Genomic DNA, 14,777 nt, shown 5'->3' with positions numbered 1-14,777 from the left:
GCGCGGCCGGACCCCGGCCGGTCCGAGGCGGGTGGGTGCTCAGTCGCCGGTCGCGCCGTCGATCCGCTCCCGGACGAGGTCCGCGTGGCCGTTGTGGCGGGCGTACTCCTCGATCATGTGCAGATAGATCCAGCGCAGGTTGTACGGCTTCCCGGAGTGGTGCTCGCCCTCCCCGAGGTCGTCGAGACCGCGCGCGGCGGCCACGGTGCGCGCGTGGGCGATCTCCGCCTGCCAGGTCGCGTGGGCCTCCGCGTAGGTGTCCTCGTCGGTGACGTGGAAGTCCCGGTCCCGGTCCTCCTCGGTCGAGTAGAGCTTCGGCGCCTTCTCGCCGGCCAGGACGTTGCGGAACCAGCCCTGCTCGACCTTCGCCATGTGGCGGACGAGGCCCAGCAGGCTGAGCTCGGAGGGCGGGGCGGACAGGGTGCGCAGCTGGGCGTCGTCGAGCCCCTCGCACTTCCTCGCGAGGGTCGCGCGGTGGAAGTCGAGCCACTGTTCCAGGGCTTCGCGCTCGCCCGAGGTCGTGGACGGGTCGACCCGGGGGGTGCTGTCGGTGCTTTCGGCGATCATGTGGGGCATCGTCCCCCACGCTCACGGGCCGTGCCAGTGCTTTCCCCGCGGCCCGGACCGGTCTCGTCGCCGAGCATGCCCCGAAGCAACTCGTCGAATCCGGTGCGCAGTTCCGCGCGGCCCGGCACGGCGGCGTGGAAGGAGCCGGCGGCGCAGGAGAACATCAGCCCCTCGCACCAGGCGATGAGGGAGAGCGCGTGGCGCTCGGGCTCGGACGAGCCGGCCGCAGCCGTCATCGCGATCAGGGGGCCGTGGAAGACGGAACCGGCGGCGTCGAAGAAGGCGCGGAGTTCGGGGCGGCGGGTCGCCTCCAGGGCCAGCTCGTAGCGGGAGACGAGCAGGGCGCGGTGGTCGGTGAGATAGCGGTGCAGTGCGAGGGAGAGGGCGTCCGCGAGGGTGCCGGTGTCGACGCTCACCCCTTCGCCCGGCCCTCCCGGTGCCGGTTCCCCGCCGGGAACCCCTTCCGCCGCTCGGGGCCCGGTGGCGCCCGGCAGTTCGTCCGGGGTCAGGACCCGGGACTCCAGCTCCACCTGGCGTCGTACGGCCGTCTCCAGGAGAGCCTGGCGGGTGCGGGCGTGGTTCGACGTCGACCCCTGGGGCAGTCCCGCCCGCTCGTCCACCGCGCGATGGGTCAGGCCCCGCATGCCGCGCTCCACGAGCAGGTCCAGGGCGGCGTCGCCGATGCGGTCCGCACGGGAGGCGGTGGAGGCGGTGGTGCCGGGAGCGCCGGGAGCGCCGGGAGCGCCGAAGGGTCCGGGGGATTCAGGAGGCCCGATCGGGCCGGTGGATCCGGTCGGGCCGGGAGGGGCAGCGGAGGGCGTCGCCGAGGTCATGAGGACAACCTACAACCGCTCGCTTCCCGGCTCACTACATCTGTAGTACGGTCACGGCATCGAAGGTACTACACCTGTAGTTCCCTGATCCGAGGAGCAGCCATGGAGCAGCACCGTGCCGTCGTCGTCGGCGCCGGCGTCGGCGGACTGACCGCCGCCGTCGCCCTCCACCGCGCCGGTCGGCAGGTCACGGTCCTGGAGCGGGCCGCCGACCTCGCCCCCGTCGGCGCCGGCATCGGACTCGCCCCCAACGCCCAGCGCGCCCTCGACGTCATCGGCCTCGGCGACCGCGTTCGCGCCCTCGCCGCCTGGCAGGGCGACGGCGGCATGCGCACCCCCGGCGGCAGGTGGATCGCCCGTACGAACGCCGAGGCCGCCGCCGCCCGCTTCGGCGGGCCGCTCGTCCTGCTCCACCGGGCCACCCTCGTCGACATCCTCACCTCCGCCCTCCCCGACGGGACCGTCCGCACCGGGTCCGCCGCCACGCTCGTCGACCCCGGCGACGACCACCGCCCCGCCCGCCTCGCCACCCCCGACGGCGAGATCGAGGCCGCACTCGTGGTCGCCGCCGACGGCATCCGTTCGGCGACGCGGCACGCCCTCTTCCCCGGCCACCCCGGCCCGCGGTACGCGGGCTGCACCACCTGGCGGGTCGTCGTCCCGGCCCCCGAGCGGCCCTTCGCCCCGCACGAGACCTGGGGCGCCGGGCGCCTGTGGGGGACGCAGCCCCTCAAGGACGGCAGGATCTACGCCTACGCGATGGCCGCCGCCCCCGCGGGCGGCCGGGCGCCCGACGACGAGAAGGCCGAACTCCTGCGCCTGTTCGGCGACTGGCACCACCCCGTCCCCGAGATCCTCGCCGCCGCGGATCCCGCGCTGGTCCTCCGCCACGACGTCCACCACCTGCCCGACCCGCTGCCGGCCTTCCACCGGGGCCGGGTCGCACTCCTCGGCGACGCCGCGCACGCGATGATGCCGAGCCTCGGACAGGGCGGGAACCAGGCGATCGAGGACGCCGTCGTCCTCGCCCACCACGTCGGCCCCGCGGCCGCCCCCGCGCCCTCCGGTGCCGCGCGCGGTGCCCACCGCAACGGCCCCGCGCCCGACTTCGTCCCGAGCCGTGACCTCGCCGCGTACACCGCCGACCGGCTGCCCCGTACCACCGCCATCGTCCGCAAGGCCGCCCGCACCGGAGCCGTCACCCTGCTCGCGGCCCGCCCCGCCGTCGCGCTGCGCACCACGCTCGTCAGCGCGGTCTCGCGGTTCGGCCCGGGGCTCGTCCTGCGCGGTTTCGACGGCATCGCCGACTGGCGGCCGCCGACGGCCCCGGGCCGGTCCGCGTAAGCTGACCAGCGCGAACGGCCCACCCGCACAGGGCCTGTGGACACGACAAGGGAGAACCCGTGAAGGTTGGCTGCATCGGACTCGGCGACATCGCGCAGAAGGCCTACCTTCCGGTCCTCGCCACCCTCCCCGGGGTCGAACTCCACCTCCAGACCCGCACCCGCGCGACGCTCGACCGGGTCGCCGACACCCTCCACCTGCCCGCCGCACAGCGCCACGGCGACCTCGACTCGCTGCTCGCCGCCGGACTCGACGCGGCCTTCGTCCACGCCCCGACCGCCGCGCACGCCGAGATCGCCGGCCGGCTCCTGGACGCGGGTGTCCCCACGTACGTCGACAAGCCCCTCGCCTACGAGTACGCCGAGTCCGAGCGGATCGTGGAACTGGCCGAGAAGCGCGCGGTCGCGCTCGCCGTCGGATTCAACCGGCGCCTCGCCCCCTCGTACGCGCAGTGCGCCGAGCACCCGCGCGAGCTGATCCTCCTTCAGAAGAACCGCGTCGGCCTGCCCGAGGACCCCCGCACCTTCGTTCTCGACGACTTCATCCACGTCGTCGACACCCTGCGCTTCCTCCTCCCCGGCGAGATCGAGCACGTCGACGTGCGCGCCCGGATCCGGGAGGGGCTCATGCACCACGTCGTGCTCCAGCTCTCCGGCGACGGGTTCACCGCCATCGGCATGATGAACCGGATGAACGGCTCCACCGAGGAGATCCTCGAGGTGTCCGGGCAGGACACCAAGCGCCAGATCATCAACCTCTCCGACGTCGTCGACCACAAGGGGCAGCCGACCCTGCGGCGGCGCGGGGACTGGGTGCCGGTGCCCCGCCAGCGCGGCATCGAGCAGGCCGTCCTGGCCTTCCTCGACGCCGTGCGCGACGGTCGGGTGCTCAGTGCCCGGGACGCCCTGCAGACGCACGAGCTGTGCGAGCGCGTCGTACGCGAGGCCTTGACCCAGGCTTCCTGAACGCGCCCGCGCCCTCCGCGGCGCACACCGCGCCCACCACGGCGAGCGCCCCGTACAAGGGCCAGTCGCCCCAGCGGACGTAGCCGGTCGTCGAGTCCGAGAGCGGCAGCTCGCGGACGGCGACGGCGCTCGCGTCCGTACCGAGGACGGGCCCGACGGCGCGCCCGTCGGGGCCGTACGCCGCGCTGACCCCGGTGAGCGTGGCGTGCGCGACGGGCCGGCCCGTCTCGGCCGCCCGCAGCGCCGCCAGGGAGGCGTGCTGGGCGGGCGCCCAGCTGTCCTGGAAGGTGCTGGTCGACGACTGCACGACGAGGAGCCCCGCGCCGTTCCGCACGAGGTTCCGGCTCATGTCGGGGAAGGCGGACTCGAAGCAGATGAGCGGGCCGACCAGCGGTTCCCGCGGGCTGCCGTCGTCAGTGGCGGGCAGCCGCATCACGACGGGCGCGGTGCCCCGCCGCCGGTCCTCGGCGGCGGCCTTGCCGAACGACGTCACCCAGCCCAGGACACCGCGCGCGGGGATGTACTCGCCGAACGGCACCAGCCGCATCTTGTCGTAGCGCTCACCCGTGAGCCCGGCCGGACCGACCAGTACGGCGCTCTTGAAGATGCCCGGGCTGTCGGCCCGCCGCGCGTCCACGTTGACCAGGAGCGGCGCGTCGACCTCCCGCGAGAGAGCGGTGAGCCGGGCGGCGAGATCGGGCCGGCCGGCCGGATCGGCGCCGACACCGCTCTCGCCCCAGACCACCAGATCGAGGCGTTGCCCGGCGAGCGAACGGGTCAGCTCCTCGGCCCGGTCGAACCGCCGCTCCGCGCCGTCCGCCCCGTCGAAAACCCCCGGCTGTACGAGGGCCACCCGCACCGTCCCGGTCACTCGCGGCGCCCCCACGCCCCAGGCGGCCGTACCGGCCACGAGCGCGCAGCCCGCGAGGCCCGCGACCCCGACGGTACGCAGCCCCGGCGCGGCCACCAGCAGGGCCACGGCCGTGTTCACCGCCACCACGAGCGCGGTCACCAGCCACACCCCGCCGATCGAGGCCAGCCGGAGCGCCGTCGGCACCTGCCACTGGCTCGCCCCGAGCAGCCCCCAGGGACCTCCCAGCCCTTCCCAGGAGCGCACCAGTTCGATCAGCAGCCAGCCGGAGGGCACCGCGACCAGGCCGACGGCGGCCCGCAGCGCCGACGGCGCCCCACCGAGCAGGGACCGCACGAGCCAGGCCCACGGCAGCCACAGCAGGCCGAGCAACGCGGAGAGGGGGAGGAGGAAGACGTGCAGGCTGGGCAGCAGCCAGTGGTGGACGGCGAACACGAAGCCGATCCCGCCCAGCCAGCCGTCCAGGGCGGCCCGGCGGGCGCCGGGCGCCGTCCGGATCAGGAGAAGCCAGGGGACGAGCGCCACGTACGCCCACCACCAGAGGCCGGGGGCGGGGAAGGCGAGCGCGGGCAGCGCGCCGCAGACGACGGCCAGCAGGGAGCGGGCGAGGGCGCGCCCCCGGGGCCGGCCACCGCGGCCCGGGGCCTCGGCCCGGTCCCGGCCCCTCCCCGGGCCCCGGTACGGCTCCGGGCGGTCCTGGTCCCCGTCCGGGTCCGGGCCCTGCCCCTGACCCTGCTCCTGATCCCGTCGTACGAACGGATTTCGCATGGCATGCCTCCGCCCTTGCTCTCAGTGTCGGGCGTGACCGGGTTCGGCGCGGCTCGGGCGGTCCGTCGTGGTGACCGGGGCGGGAGACTCCCCGGGGCGACGGCCGCCGGGCCGGTGGTGGCGGTCAGCCGTGCCGGCGCCACCGTTCGTCGACGACGACCGAGGTCAGCCGCCAGCCACCGGCGGTCCGCACGGCTCCGAACGCGTAGCGGCCCCCGCAGACGAAGTCCTCGCCGGAGGTGAAGCGCATCGGGTTGACGTAGTCGGCGCGGATCTCCGCCGTGTCCCCGTTCTCCGGGTACCCGGCCGGCCCGCGGAAGAGGACACGGCGGTTGACGATGAGGTGCTGGCGTACGGGAAAGAGCGTCAACGTCTCGGCGAGCCAGTCGGCCACCTGGGACGCCGGGCCCTCGACGCCGCCCGAGCCCCGGTAGTCGGCCCTGCCGTCTGCGGCGAACAGGGCACGGTAGGCGGTCCAGTCGGCGTCGTCCACGGCCGCCGCGTACCCGGTGACCAGGTCGTCGACGGCGATTCGGTCCATCACGGTCGCGAGGTCCACGCGCTGCGTCATCGGATCAGTGTCGGGCAGCCCGGGCCAGGGGCCAAGGGGCGTGCGCGGGGGGAGTTCCCGGCCCCGGTCATACTGTCGGTCATGCGCGTGAACATCGATCCCGAACTGAGCGACCGCACCTCCTTCTACCGGTTGCTCACCGCCACCGTCGTGCCCCGGCCGATCGCCTGGGTCTCGACGTCCTCGGCGGACGGGACGGACAACCTGGCCCCGCACTCCTTCTTCACCATCGCGTCGGTCTCGCCGCCGGTCGTGCAGTTCACCTCGGTGGGGCGCAAGGACTCCCTGCGCAATGTGGAGGAGACGGGGGAGTTCGTCGTGAACCTCGCCCCCGAGGGGCTCTTCGAGCAGATCAACGCGACGGCGACGGACTTTCCGCGCGGGGTCAGCGAGTTCGACGCCTGCGGGGTCGAGCGCGAGCCGAGCCTCCGCGTGAAGCCGCCGCGGGTGGCGGCGTCACCCGTGGCGCTGGAGTGCCGGCTGCACAGCACGGTGCGGATCGGCGACTCGACGGTCGTCTTCGGCCGGGTCGTCCACGCGGCGGTCGACGAGTCGGTCGTGCTCGACGGCCACCCCGAGATGGCCCTGATGCGCCCGCTGACCAGGCTCGGCAAGAACGAGTGGGGCACCCTGGGCGGCATCAGGGAGATCGCCCGCGTGCCCTACCGGGCCTGACCGGCCGGAGCCCGCGCCGGAGCCCGCGCCGGGACGCGGGCTGAGGAGCCAGGGGCTCACGGTGCGCTGGGGGCGCCGGCCCGATCAGCCGCCCGACTCGCCCGCGTGGGGGCTCAGGACGTCGGTGCCGACCAGGATGAAGAGCAGGATGCCGAGCAGGATCCGGTAGATCACGAAGGGCATGAAGGACTTCGTGGTGATGAACTTCATGAACCAGGCGATCACCGCGTACCCGACCGCGAAGGCGATGATCGTGGCGAAGATCGTCGGCCCCCAGGAGACGTGTCCCTCGCCCGCGTCCTTCAGTTCGTACGCGCCCGAGGCGAGTACCGCCGGGATCGCGAGGAGGAAGGAGTAGCGGGCGGCCGCCTCGCGGGTGTAGCCCATGAGCAGACCGCCGGAGATCGTCGCGCCCGAGCGGGAGACGCCCGGGATCAGGGCCATCGCCTGGCAGACGCCGAAGATCAGGCCGTCCTTCACGCTGAGTTCCTTGAGCGTCTTGCGCTCGCGGATCGCCCGGTGGCGGCCGCCGATCTCGTCGCGGGCGGCGAGCCGGTCCGCGACGCCGAGGACGATGCCCATGACGATCAGGGTGGTGGCGATCAGCCGCAGATCGCGGAAGGGGCCCTCGATCTGGTCCTTGAGCGTGATGCCGAGGACGCCGATCGGGATCGAGCCGATGATCACCAGCCAGCCCATCTGGGCGTCGTGGTCGGAACGCATCGACTTGTCGGTGAGGGAGCGGAACCAGGCCGAGACGATCCGGGCGATGTCCTTGCGGAAGTAGATCAGTACCGCGGTCTCCGTGCCGATCTGGGTGATGGCGGTGAAGGCCGCACCCGGGTCTTCCCAGCCCGCGAACGCCGCCGTGAGACGGAGGTGCGCACTGGAGGAGATGGGAAGGAACTCCGTCAGCCCCTGGACGAGTCCGAGGATGAACGATTCGAACCAACTCATGGGGCTAGGGCCGTCCCGTTATGTACGTGTGCGGTCAGAAGGTCGTGCGCAGCGTACCGTCCCCAGATGACGGGCCCGCCCTCAGGCCTCCTGAGGGGCCGTCGGACCCGCCGTGGTCCAGCCGGGTGCCCGGACGTGGGCGGTGAGGCTGTCGCGATCGGCCTCGTCCCCGCAGTGCGCGCAGACGATCCGGGGGCTGAGCACCTCGCCGCACCGGTGTTCGAGGACGACCGGGCGGTCGTCGGCGTTGAGGTGGCGGTCGCCCCAGGCCATCAGGGTCACCAGGACCGGCTGGAGTTCCTCTCCGGCCGCCGTGGCCCGGTATTCGAAGCGCGGGGGGCGTTCGCTGTACTGCGCCTTCTCCAGGATTCCGGCCTCGACGAGCCTCTTGAGCCGTGTGGTGAGGATGTCCCGGGGCGCACCGGTGTTGCGGGCGATCCGGTCGAAGCGTCGCACGCCGAGGGAGACCTCGCGGAGCACGAGCAGGGAGTACTTCTCGCCCACGAGCGCCAGGGTGTCGGCGATCGAACAGGGGCGGGGGGCGGCCTTCATGGGTCAAGGGTAGGGCAGCGCGGGCGCGGTGAGTTTGGAAATCCAATGAACAGCTCCTGATGGGTTTGAAAACCCAACTCACTGGGCTATGTTACCGATGAGTGTTGGTCCATCTTTCCAACTCAGGAGCCTGTCATGCGCGACGCCGTCATCGTCGAAGCCGTCCGGACGCCGATAGGGAAGGGCAGGACGGGCGGAGCCCTCTCCCACGTCCACCCGGTCGCCCTGCTCTCGCACACCCTCCGTGCACTGATCGAGCGCAGCGGCATCGACCCCGCCCTCGTCGACGACGTGATCGGCGGCACCGTCGACCAGGTCGGCGAGCAGGCCATGAACACCACCCGCTACGCCTGGCTGGGTGCCGGATTCCCCGAGTCCGTGCCCGCCACCACCGTCGACCGGCAGTGCGGCTCCTCCCAGCAGGCCGTGCACTTCGCCGCGCAGGGCGTGCTCTCCGGGGCGTACGACATCGCCGTCGCCTGCGGTGTCGAGTCCATGAGCCGGGTCCCCATGTGGTCCAACGTGCCGCCCGGCGCCGACCCCTTCGGCCCCGGCGTCGCCGAGCGCTATCCCGAGGGACTCGTTCCGCAGGGCATCAGCGCCGAACTCATCGCCGCGAAGTGGTCGATCGGCCGCGAGGCGATGGACGCGTTCGCCACCTCGTCGCACACCAAGGCCGCGCGCGCCTGGGAGGCCGGACTCTTCGACGCCGAGGTCGCCCCGTACGAGGACGTCCGCCGCGACGAGTCGGTGCGCCCGGCGACCACCCCCGGGATCCTCGCCGGGCTCCGGCCCTCCTTCGAGGATCCCGGCTTCGCCGAGCGCTTCCCGCAGATCGACTGGTCCGTCACCGCGGGCAACAGCAGCCCGGTCAACGACGGTGCCTCGGCCGTGCTCGTCATGGCCGCCGACACCGCCGAGCGCCTCGGACTGCGCCCCCTCGCCCGGCTGCACAGCTTCGCCGTCACCGGCTCCGACCCGCTGCTCATGCTCACCGGCGTCATCCCCGCCACGGAGAAGGTGCTGCGCCGCTCCGGACTCTCCCTCGCCGACATCGACCTTTTCGAGATCAACGAGGCCTTCGCCAGTGTCGTCCTCGCCTGGCAGCAGGAGACCGGCGCCGACCCCTCCAAGGTCAACGTCCACGGCGGTGCGATCGCCCTCGGCCACCCCCTCGGCGCCAGCGGCACCCGCCTCACCGCCACGCTCGTCCACGCGCTGCGGGCCCGGGGCGCCCGCTACGGGCTCCAGGCGATGTGCGAGGCGGGCGGCCTGGCCAACGCGATGATCGTCGAGGCCCTCTGACCCCGGCCGGTCAGCGGGGGCTGCCCACCGTCTCCCGCGTCTGCCCCGGCTCCGGTGCCACGGCCGGGGCCGGAGCCCGCAGGTGGTGCCGCTTGCGCCAGGCGACCACGGCGGCCGCGAGGGCGGACAGGGCGATGAAGCCGGCCGAGAAGAGGAACGCCGGGGAACCGGGTTCGTCCGCCTGCGCGCCCGCGACGACGTACGCCGCCGTGTTGGGCACCGAGCCGATCGCCGTCGCCACCAGGAACGGCACGTACCCCATCCGGGAGACGGCGGCGCAGTAGTTGGCCGCCGCGAACGGCACCCCCGGGAACAGCCGGATCGCCAGCATCGAACGGAACCCGTGCCGGCTGAGCTGCCCGTCCGCCGCCGTCAGCCAGCGCCCCCGCAGCATCGGACGCAGCGCGTCCTGCCCCAGGAAGCGGCCGAGGGTGAAGGAGATCCCGGCGCCGAGCACCGTCCCCGCGATCGCCGCCGTCAGGCCGAAGGCCGAGCCGAAGAGCGCGCCCGCCGCCAGATTCAGCACCGGACGCGGGACGAACGCCGCCGTGCACACGCCGTACGCCAGACCGAAGAGCATCACCGCGCCCGCGCCGTCCGTCTGCCGCGGCCAGCCCGAGGAGAGCAGCCGCTGCGGCTCGTACAGCACGACGAGGGCCGCGGCGGTGAGCAGCAGGAGCGCGAGCACCGAGAGCCGTGCGCGGGGCGCGAGCAGGGCCCGGGAGCAGCGGAGGGCGAGGGAGCCCGGCGGCCGGGGCACGGGAGCGAGCATTCGGGGAGAGTAACGGACGCGTCCGTATGATCGCCGTAATGTGCGTCATGTCCCGCCGGGCGGACAGGCCGTGGCCTCGGCGGGCGCCTCGACATCCCGGGCGGAGAGTCCATGACAGGGAGGGCCCCATGACCGAGACCGCGTCACCGGCCGGCGGCCCCACCGGCACTCCGGACCCTGCCTCCGCCGGACCTCCGGACCGGGCGCTCGTCGGCACCCCCGACAGCGCCCTCGCCGGTATCCCGGACAGCGCCCTCGCCGACACCCTCCTGGAGCGGCTCACCGCCGTCTACCCGGCCGCGGGGAACCCCTTCCGGGCGCAGGAGATGGTCGCGTACATGAAGGGGGTCGCCCCCTTCCTCGGGCTGCGCACCCCCGAGCGCCGGGCCCTGTCCCGCACCGTCCTCGACGGCACCCCCCGCCCGGACGAGCAGGACTGCGCCGCCGTCGCCCTGCGCTGCTTCGAGCTGCCCGAGCGGGAGTACCACTACTTCGCCGTCGACTATCTGCGCCGCCATGTGAAGCGCTGCTCGTCCGGGTTCCTGCCCGTGGCCCGCCGGCTCGTCACCACCGTCTCCTGGTGGGACACGGTCGACCACCTCGCCGCGCATGTCGTGGGCGGTCTGGTCGCGGCCGATCCCGCCCTGGGCGACCGCATGGACGAGTGGATCGAGGACGAGGACCCGTGGGTGGCCCGGACGGCGATCCTCCACCAGCTGCGGTTCAAGGACGCCACCGACGCGGACCGGCTCTTCGCCCACTGTCTGCGCCGCGCCGCCGACACCGACTTCTTCCTCCGCAAGGCCATCGGCTGGAGCCTGCGCGAGTACGGCAAGACGGCCCCGGCCGAGGTCCGCTCGTTCGTCGCCGCGCACACGGCCCGGCTCTCGCCGCTCTCTGTCCGCGAGGCCCTCAAGCACCTCTGACGGTCCCCGCGGCGACCCCCTGCACAATGAGAGCGTGAACGAGCAGATTCCCGTCATCCGTGAGGTCGACCAGGGCACCGCGCGCCTCATGCCCGATGTGGACCGGGAGCGGGCCTGGCTCCTCACGGTCGACGGCGCACCGCAGTCGTACGTCGACCTCGACGACCCGGCGTACCTGGAGTTCGAGTACGCGCGCCGGCTCGCCCATGTCGTGGACGGCGCCGCCGCCGACGGCGAGCCGCTGGACGTCCTGCACCTCGGTGGCGGGGCGCTCTCCCTGCCGCGGTACGTGGCCGTCTGCCGGCCCGGCTCGCGCCAGGACGTGGTCGAGGCCGACCTGGGGCTGCTCGCGCTCGTCGCCGAACACCTGCCGCTGCCCGAGGGGTCCGGGATCACCGTGCACGGTGCGGACGCCCGGCGCTGGCTCGAGGAGGCCCCCGCCGCTTCGGCCGACCTCGTCGTCGGCGATGTCTTCGGCGGCTCCCGCGTGCCCGCCCACCTCACGTCCGTGGAGTACGCGCGCGAGGTCCGGCGCGTCCTGCGACCCGACGGCGTCTACGCGGCCAATCTGGCCGACGGGGCGCCGTTCACCTTCCTCCGCTCCCAGCTCGCCACCTTCGCGGCCGTCTTCCCCGAGCTGGCGCTGGTCGCCGAACCGGCCGTGCTGCGCGGCCGCCGCTTCGGGAACGCGGTCCTGGTGGCCTCCGGCCGTGAGATCGACATCGCGCACCTCGCCCGCCGGGCCGCCGCGGACGCCTTCCCCGCGCGCGTGGAGCACGGGGACACCCTCGTCCGGTTCACCGGCGCCGCGGCACCGGTCCTCGACGCCGGTGCCGTCCCGTCACCCGTTCCGCCGGAGGGCGCCTTCGGCATCGGCTGAGACATCTGCTGAGACATCTGCTGAGACGTCGGCAGAGACACCTGCCGCAGTACCTGCCGGGACGTCGGCCGAAGTGTCGGACACGGCGAGGGCGGCGGCGAGAGGCGCGGCCGTCGGAACCGGCACGGAGTCGGATCCCGCGGTCGGCGTCGTCGCGAGGACCGGCTCCTTCGTGTGCGGACGCCGGGTCAGATTCCGTACGTCCGGCACCAGCAGTACGAGCGCGGTGACCAGCACCATCAGCCCCGCCGCGCCCCACAGCGCCGTGCTCCGGCCGAACGAGGTCTCCGCCGGGCCCGCCAGCGCCGTCGTCAGCGGCAACAGGGCCGTCGAGCCGAACCAGTCGTAGGCCGACACCCGGGAGAGCTTCTCCTCGGGGATCTCCTGGTGCATCGTCGTCATCCACGAGACGCCGAAGACCTCGATGGCCACACCGCTGACGAACATCGCCGTCGTGAGGCCCACCGCGTCGAGCGGTACGGCGAGCGCCGCCGACGGCAGCGCGATCGGGAAGACGCAGAGCGTGCCCACGAACAGCAGCCGGCGCGGCTTCCAGCGGGCCATCAGGAAGGCGCCTGCGAGCGTTCCCACCCCGTACGCGGCGAGCGCGATGCCCCAGGGACGCGCGCCGCCCAGCTCGGCCTTGGCGACCAGCGGCCCGTACACCGACTCGACCGCCCCGATCAGACCGACCACGACGGAGAACTGGGCGACGATCGACCAGAGCCAAGGCCGCCCGATGAACTCGTGCCAGCCCTCCCTCAGATCGGAGAAGAGACCGCCGCCGGGCGCGCGCTCGGGGATACCGCTCACGTCCAGGAACGCGCGGAGCCCGCCCGCGACCGCGAAGGCGATCGCGTCGATCAGGAGGACCCAGCCGGGGCCGACGAACGCGACGAGCGCCCCGCCGAGCGCCGCGCCGCCGATGGACGCGCCGTGCATGGCCATCCGGTAGACGGCGAAGGCCCGGCTCGCCTGCTCACCGGTGACGCTGGACATCAGCATGCCCTCGGCGGCCGGGTTGAAGAAGGCCTGACCGGTGCCGCAGAGCGCGGTGAGCACCATCATCTGCCAGATCTGGGCGGAACCCGAGAGCACGAGCGCGGCGAAGACGGCCTGCGAGACGCAGTTGAGGACGTTCGCCGCGACCATCACCCGGTGCCGGGGCACCCGGTCGGCGACCGCGCCGCCGATCAGCAGGAAGAGGACCAGCGGCAGGAACCGTGCCATCGCCACGAGCCCCACGTCACCGGCGTCGCCTCCGGTCTCGAACACCGCCCAGGTCGTGGCGATCAGCGCGCCGTGCGTACCGAGGTTGGTCACGATGGTGGCGGCGGTCAGGAGGACGTAGTTGCGCCCGGCCCACTCGGGTCGGCGGGAGCGGTGGGGGGCGGCGGCGGGACTGTTCACCCCGGGACTATCCCTGGCGGACCGTCCGTATGCCAACCCGATATCCGGACGGGCCGCCCTGGGCGCCGGACGGAGGTCCGGCGGCGACTCCGGGCCCGGGTCGGGCCGGGGACGGGCAGGCCCCGGCGCGTGGAAGGACCACGTGCCGGGGCCGGAGCTCGGAGAACCGTCCGGTCAGGACGCCGGAGCGAGCCGGACCGTCGAGAGGATCTGCCGGATCGTGGCGTCCGGCAGTTCGTCCGCGACGCCGTCCGCCCCGTAGAGCACCCAGGTCGAGAAGTCGCCCTTGGCGTTCTTGAAGGTGAAGGCGATCGACTTGCCGTCCGTCTCGCACTTGTTGCGCTTCTTGACGCCCGGCGCCGTCGCCGTCGCCATGTGGCCGGTGAGACCCGACTTCGTCGTGTAGGGCACCGGCTTGGTGATCTTGATGGTGCTCTGCGGCATGTGCTGGGCGTAGCCGCCCCATACCCAGGTGCCGGCTTCGCTGCGCGCGGCGTCCGAGGTGTTCTTGGCGCCCTGGCCGCCCTTGGTGCCGGCGGTGCTCAGGCCCCAGGTCTCCTTGGTGCCGTTCTTGTCGGTGTCGTAGGTGCACCACTCGCTCTTGAGGCGCGTCGGCGACGACATGGTGACGAGCGGGCTGCCGTCGTTCTTCTTCTCGTCCTCGAAGAAGGTGATCATGCCGGGCTTCAGCACCTCCCACTCCGGCGGTACGTCGAAGAGGGTGCCGTACTTCGGGTTGTAGACGACCTTCCAGCCGGGGATCGTCGGCTGCTGGGCGGCGCCGTCACGCGGGTTGGCGATCCCGCCGGACGCGCTCTCGCTCGGATCCGTGGAGGGGATCGTCGACGGGTCGGCGGACGGGTCCACCGGTGCGCTGGCCGTCGGCGTCGGCTTCTGGTCGTCGGCGGTCGTCTTCTTGTCGTCGTCCTTGCCGAGCACGAGGAAGCCGGTGACACCGGCGGCGACGACCACGGCGGTCGCGGCGACGATCGCCACGAGTGCCGTCTTCTTCTTCCCGCCGTCCGGCCCGCCGGGCTGCGCCGGTCCCGGCACCGCGTACTGCTGCGGGACGGTCGGCTGCTGGTACGGGTTCGGCTGGCCGTATCCCGGCTGCTGGCCGTATCCCTGCTGCGGGTATCCGGGCTGCGTCGGCGGCTGCTGCGGGTAGCCCGGCTGCGTCGGCGGCTGCTGCGGATGGCCGGGCTGCGTCGGCGGCTGCGGATACCCGGGCTGGGCAGGCGGCTGCTGATACGGGTTCGGCTGCTGGTACCCCGACTGCTGATAGGGGTTCTGATTCTGGTCCTGCGGGTTCTGCTCGCCCCCGGGCGGCTGCTGTCCTGGCCACATGGCCAGTAACCATAGAGGTGCGGAGGCTGCTCGA

The 14,777-nt window shown here is 73.2% G+C and carries 15 protein-coding genes; 6 read left to right on the top strand and 9 right to left on the bottom strand.

The window, feature by feature from the left end:
• Window positions 1-39: 39 nt before the first annotated feature.
• Together OG392_RS06065 and OG392_RS06060 are read right to left on the bottom strand one after the other, a co-directional pair.
• Entirely contained in the window at window positions 40-567 is a 528-nt protein-coding gene (locus OG392_RS06065; RefSeq protein ID WP_443054688.1) for a DinB family protein, read from the bottom strand.
• Window positions 564-1,400 (bottom strand): TetR/AcrR family transcriptional regulator, encoded by an 837-nt coding sequence (locus tag OG392_RS06060; protein ID WP_329276399.1) that lies wholly within the window; start codon window positions 1,398-1,400, stop codon window positions 564-566. The genes OG392_RS06065 and OG392_RS06060 overlap by 4 nt, the downstream gene beginning before the upstream one ends.
• Window positions 1,401-1,502: 102 nt before the next feature.
• Between OG392_RS06060 and OG392_RS06055 the strand changes: the two genes are divergently transcribed.
• Together OG392_RS06055 and OG392_RS06050 are read left to right on the top strand one after the other, a co-directional pair.
• Window positions 1,503-2,744: an FAD-dependent monooxygenase gene (locus OG392_RS06055; RefSeq protein ID WP_329276398.1), complete on the top strand. Its 1,242-nt coding sequence runs from the start codon at window positions 1,503-1,505 to the stop codon at window positions 2,742-2,744.
• Between the two features lie 59 nt (window positions 2,745-2,803).
• Window positions 2,804-3,709 carry a Gfo/Idh/MocA family protein gene (locus OG392_RS06050; protein WP_329276396.1) on the top strand — a complete coding sequence of 302 codons (906 nt, stop codon included), beginning with the start codon at window positions 2,804-2,806 and terminating at the stop codon, window positions 3,707-3,709.
• Here the strand turns inward: OG392_RS06050 and lnt are convergent.
• Complete coding sequence (gene lnt, locus OG392_RS06045) at window positions 3,633-5,348, bottom strand: apolipoprotein N-acyltransferase (RefSeq protein WP_329276394.1); 1,716 nt, start codon at window positions 5,346-5,348, stop codon at window positions 3,633-3,635. The genes OG392_RS06050 and lnt overlap by 77 nt on opposite strands.
• A gap of 124 nt (window positions 5,349-5,472) precedes the next feature.
• Entirely contained in the window at window positions 5,473-5,919 is a 447-nt protein-coding gene (locus OG392_RS06040) for a nuclear transport factor 2 family protein (RefSeq protein ID WP_329276392.1), read from the bottom strand.
• An 81-nt stretch (window positions 5,920-6,000) separates the two neighbouring features.
• Here OG392_RS06040 and OG392_RS06035 point away from each other — a divergent pair, with 81 nt between their 5' ends.
• Complete coding sequence (locus tag OG392_RS06035) at window positions 6,001-6,594, top strand: flavin reductase family protein (RefSeq protein ID WP_329276390.1); 594 nt, start codon at window positions 6,001-6,003, stop codon at window positions 6,592-6,594.
• Window positions 6,595-6,678: 84 nt separating this feature from the next.
• On the opposite strand, the gene OG392_RS06030 is transcribed toward OG392_RS06035, so the two are convergent.
• Both OG392_RS06030 and OG392_RS06025 read right to left on the bottom strand, forming a co-directional pair.
• Window positions 6,679-7,551: an undecaprenyl-diphosphate phosphatase gene (locus tag OG392_RS06030; protein WP_329276388.1), complete on the bottom strand. Its 873-nt coding sequence runs from the start codon at window positions 7,549-7,551 to the stop codon at window positions 6,679-6,681.
• 81 nt (window positions 7,552-7,632) lie between these two features.
• Window positions 7,633-8,103, bottom strand: a complete 471-nt coding sequence (locus tag OG392_RS06025; RefSeq protein WP_329276386.1) for a winged helix-turn-helix transcriptional regulator — start codon at window positions 8,101-8,103, stop codon at window positions 7,633-7,635.
• 135 nt (window positions 8,104-8,238) lie between these two features.
• Between OG392_RS06025 and OG392_RS06020 the strand changes: the two genes are divergently transcribed.
• Complete coding sequence (locus OG392_RS06020) at window positions 8,239-9,408, top strand: thiolase family protein (RefSeq protein WP_329276384.1); 1,170 nt, start codon at window positions 8,239-8,241, stop codon at window positions 9,406-9,408.
• Between the two features lie 10 nt (window positions 9,409-9,418).
• On the opposite strand, the gene OG392_RS06015 is transcribed toward OG392_RS06020, so the two are convergent.
• Window positions 9,419-10,180, bottom strand: coding sequence for a TVP38/TMEM64 family protein (locus OG392_RS06015; RefSeq protein WP_329276382.1), 762 nt, complete (start codon window positions 10,178-10,180; stop codon window positions 9,419-9,421).
• Between the two features lie 128 nt (window positions 10,181-10,308).
• Here OG392_RS06015 and OG392_RS06010 point away from each other — a divergent pair, with 128 nt between their 5' ends.
• Window positions 10,309-11,106 carry a DNA alkylation repair protein gene (locus OG392_RS06010; protein ID WP_329276380.1) on the top strand — a complete coding sequence of 266 codons (798 nt, stop codon included), beginning with the start codon at window positions 10,309-10,311 and terminating at the stop codon, window positions 11,104-11,106.
• A 34-nt stretch (window positions 11,107-11,140) separates the two neighbouring features.
• A complete protein-coding gene (locus tag OG392_RS06005) occupies window positions 11,141-11,986 on the top strand; it encodes a spermidine synthase (protein WP_329276378.1) in 846 nt (281 codons plus the stop codon).
• Here the strand turns inward: OG392_RS06005 and OG392_RS06000 are convergent.
• Both OG392_RS06000 and OG392_RS05995 read right to left on the bottom strand, forming a co-directional pair.
• Window positions 11,948-13,396, bottom strand: a complete 1,449-nt coding sequence (locus OG392_RS06000; RefSeq protein WP_329276377.1) for an MFS transporter — start codon at window positions 13,394-13,396, stop codon at window positions 11,948-11,950. The two genes, OG392_RS06005 and OG392_RS06000, sit on opposite strands and share 39 nt — an antisense overlap.
• A gap of 174 nt (window positions 13,397-13,570) precedes the next feature.
• Complete coding sequence (locus tag OG392_RS05995; protein ID WP_329276375.1) at window positions 13,571-14,743, bottom strand: hypothetical protein; 1,173 nt, start codon at window positions 14,741-14,743, stop codon at window positions 13,571-13,573.
• Window positions 14,744-14,777 lie beyond the last annotated feature (34 nt).

It is taken from the genome of Streptomyces sp. NBC_00691 (assembly GCF_036226665.1).
In the GTDB taxonomy this organism is placed as follows: Bacteria; Actinomycetota; Actinomycetes; order Streptomycetales; family Streptomycetaceae; genus Streptomyces.
This window is presented reverse-complemented; position numbering and strand designations above follow the sequence as displayed.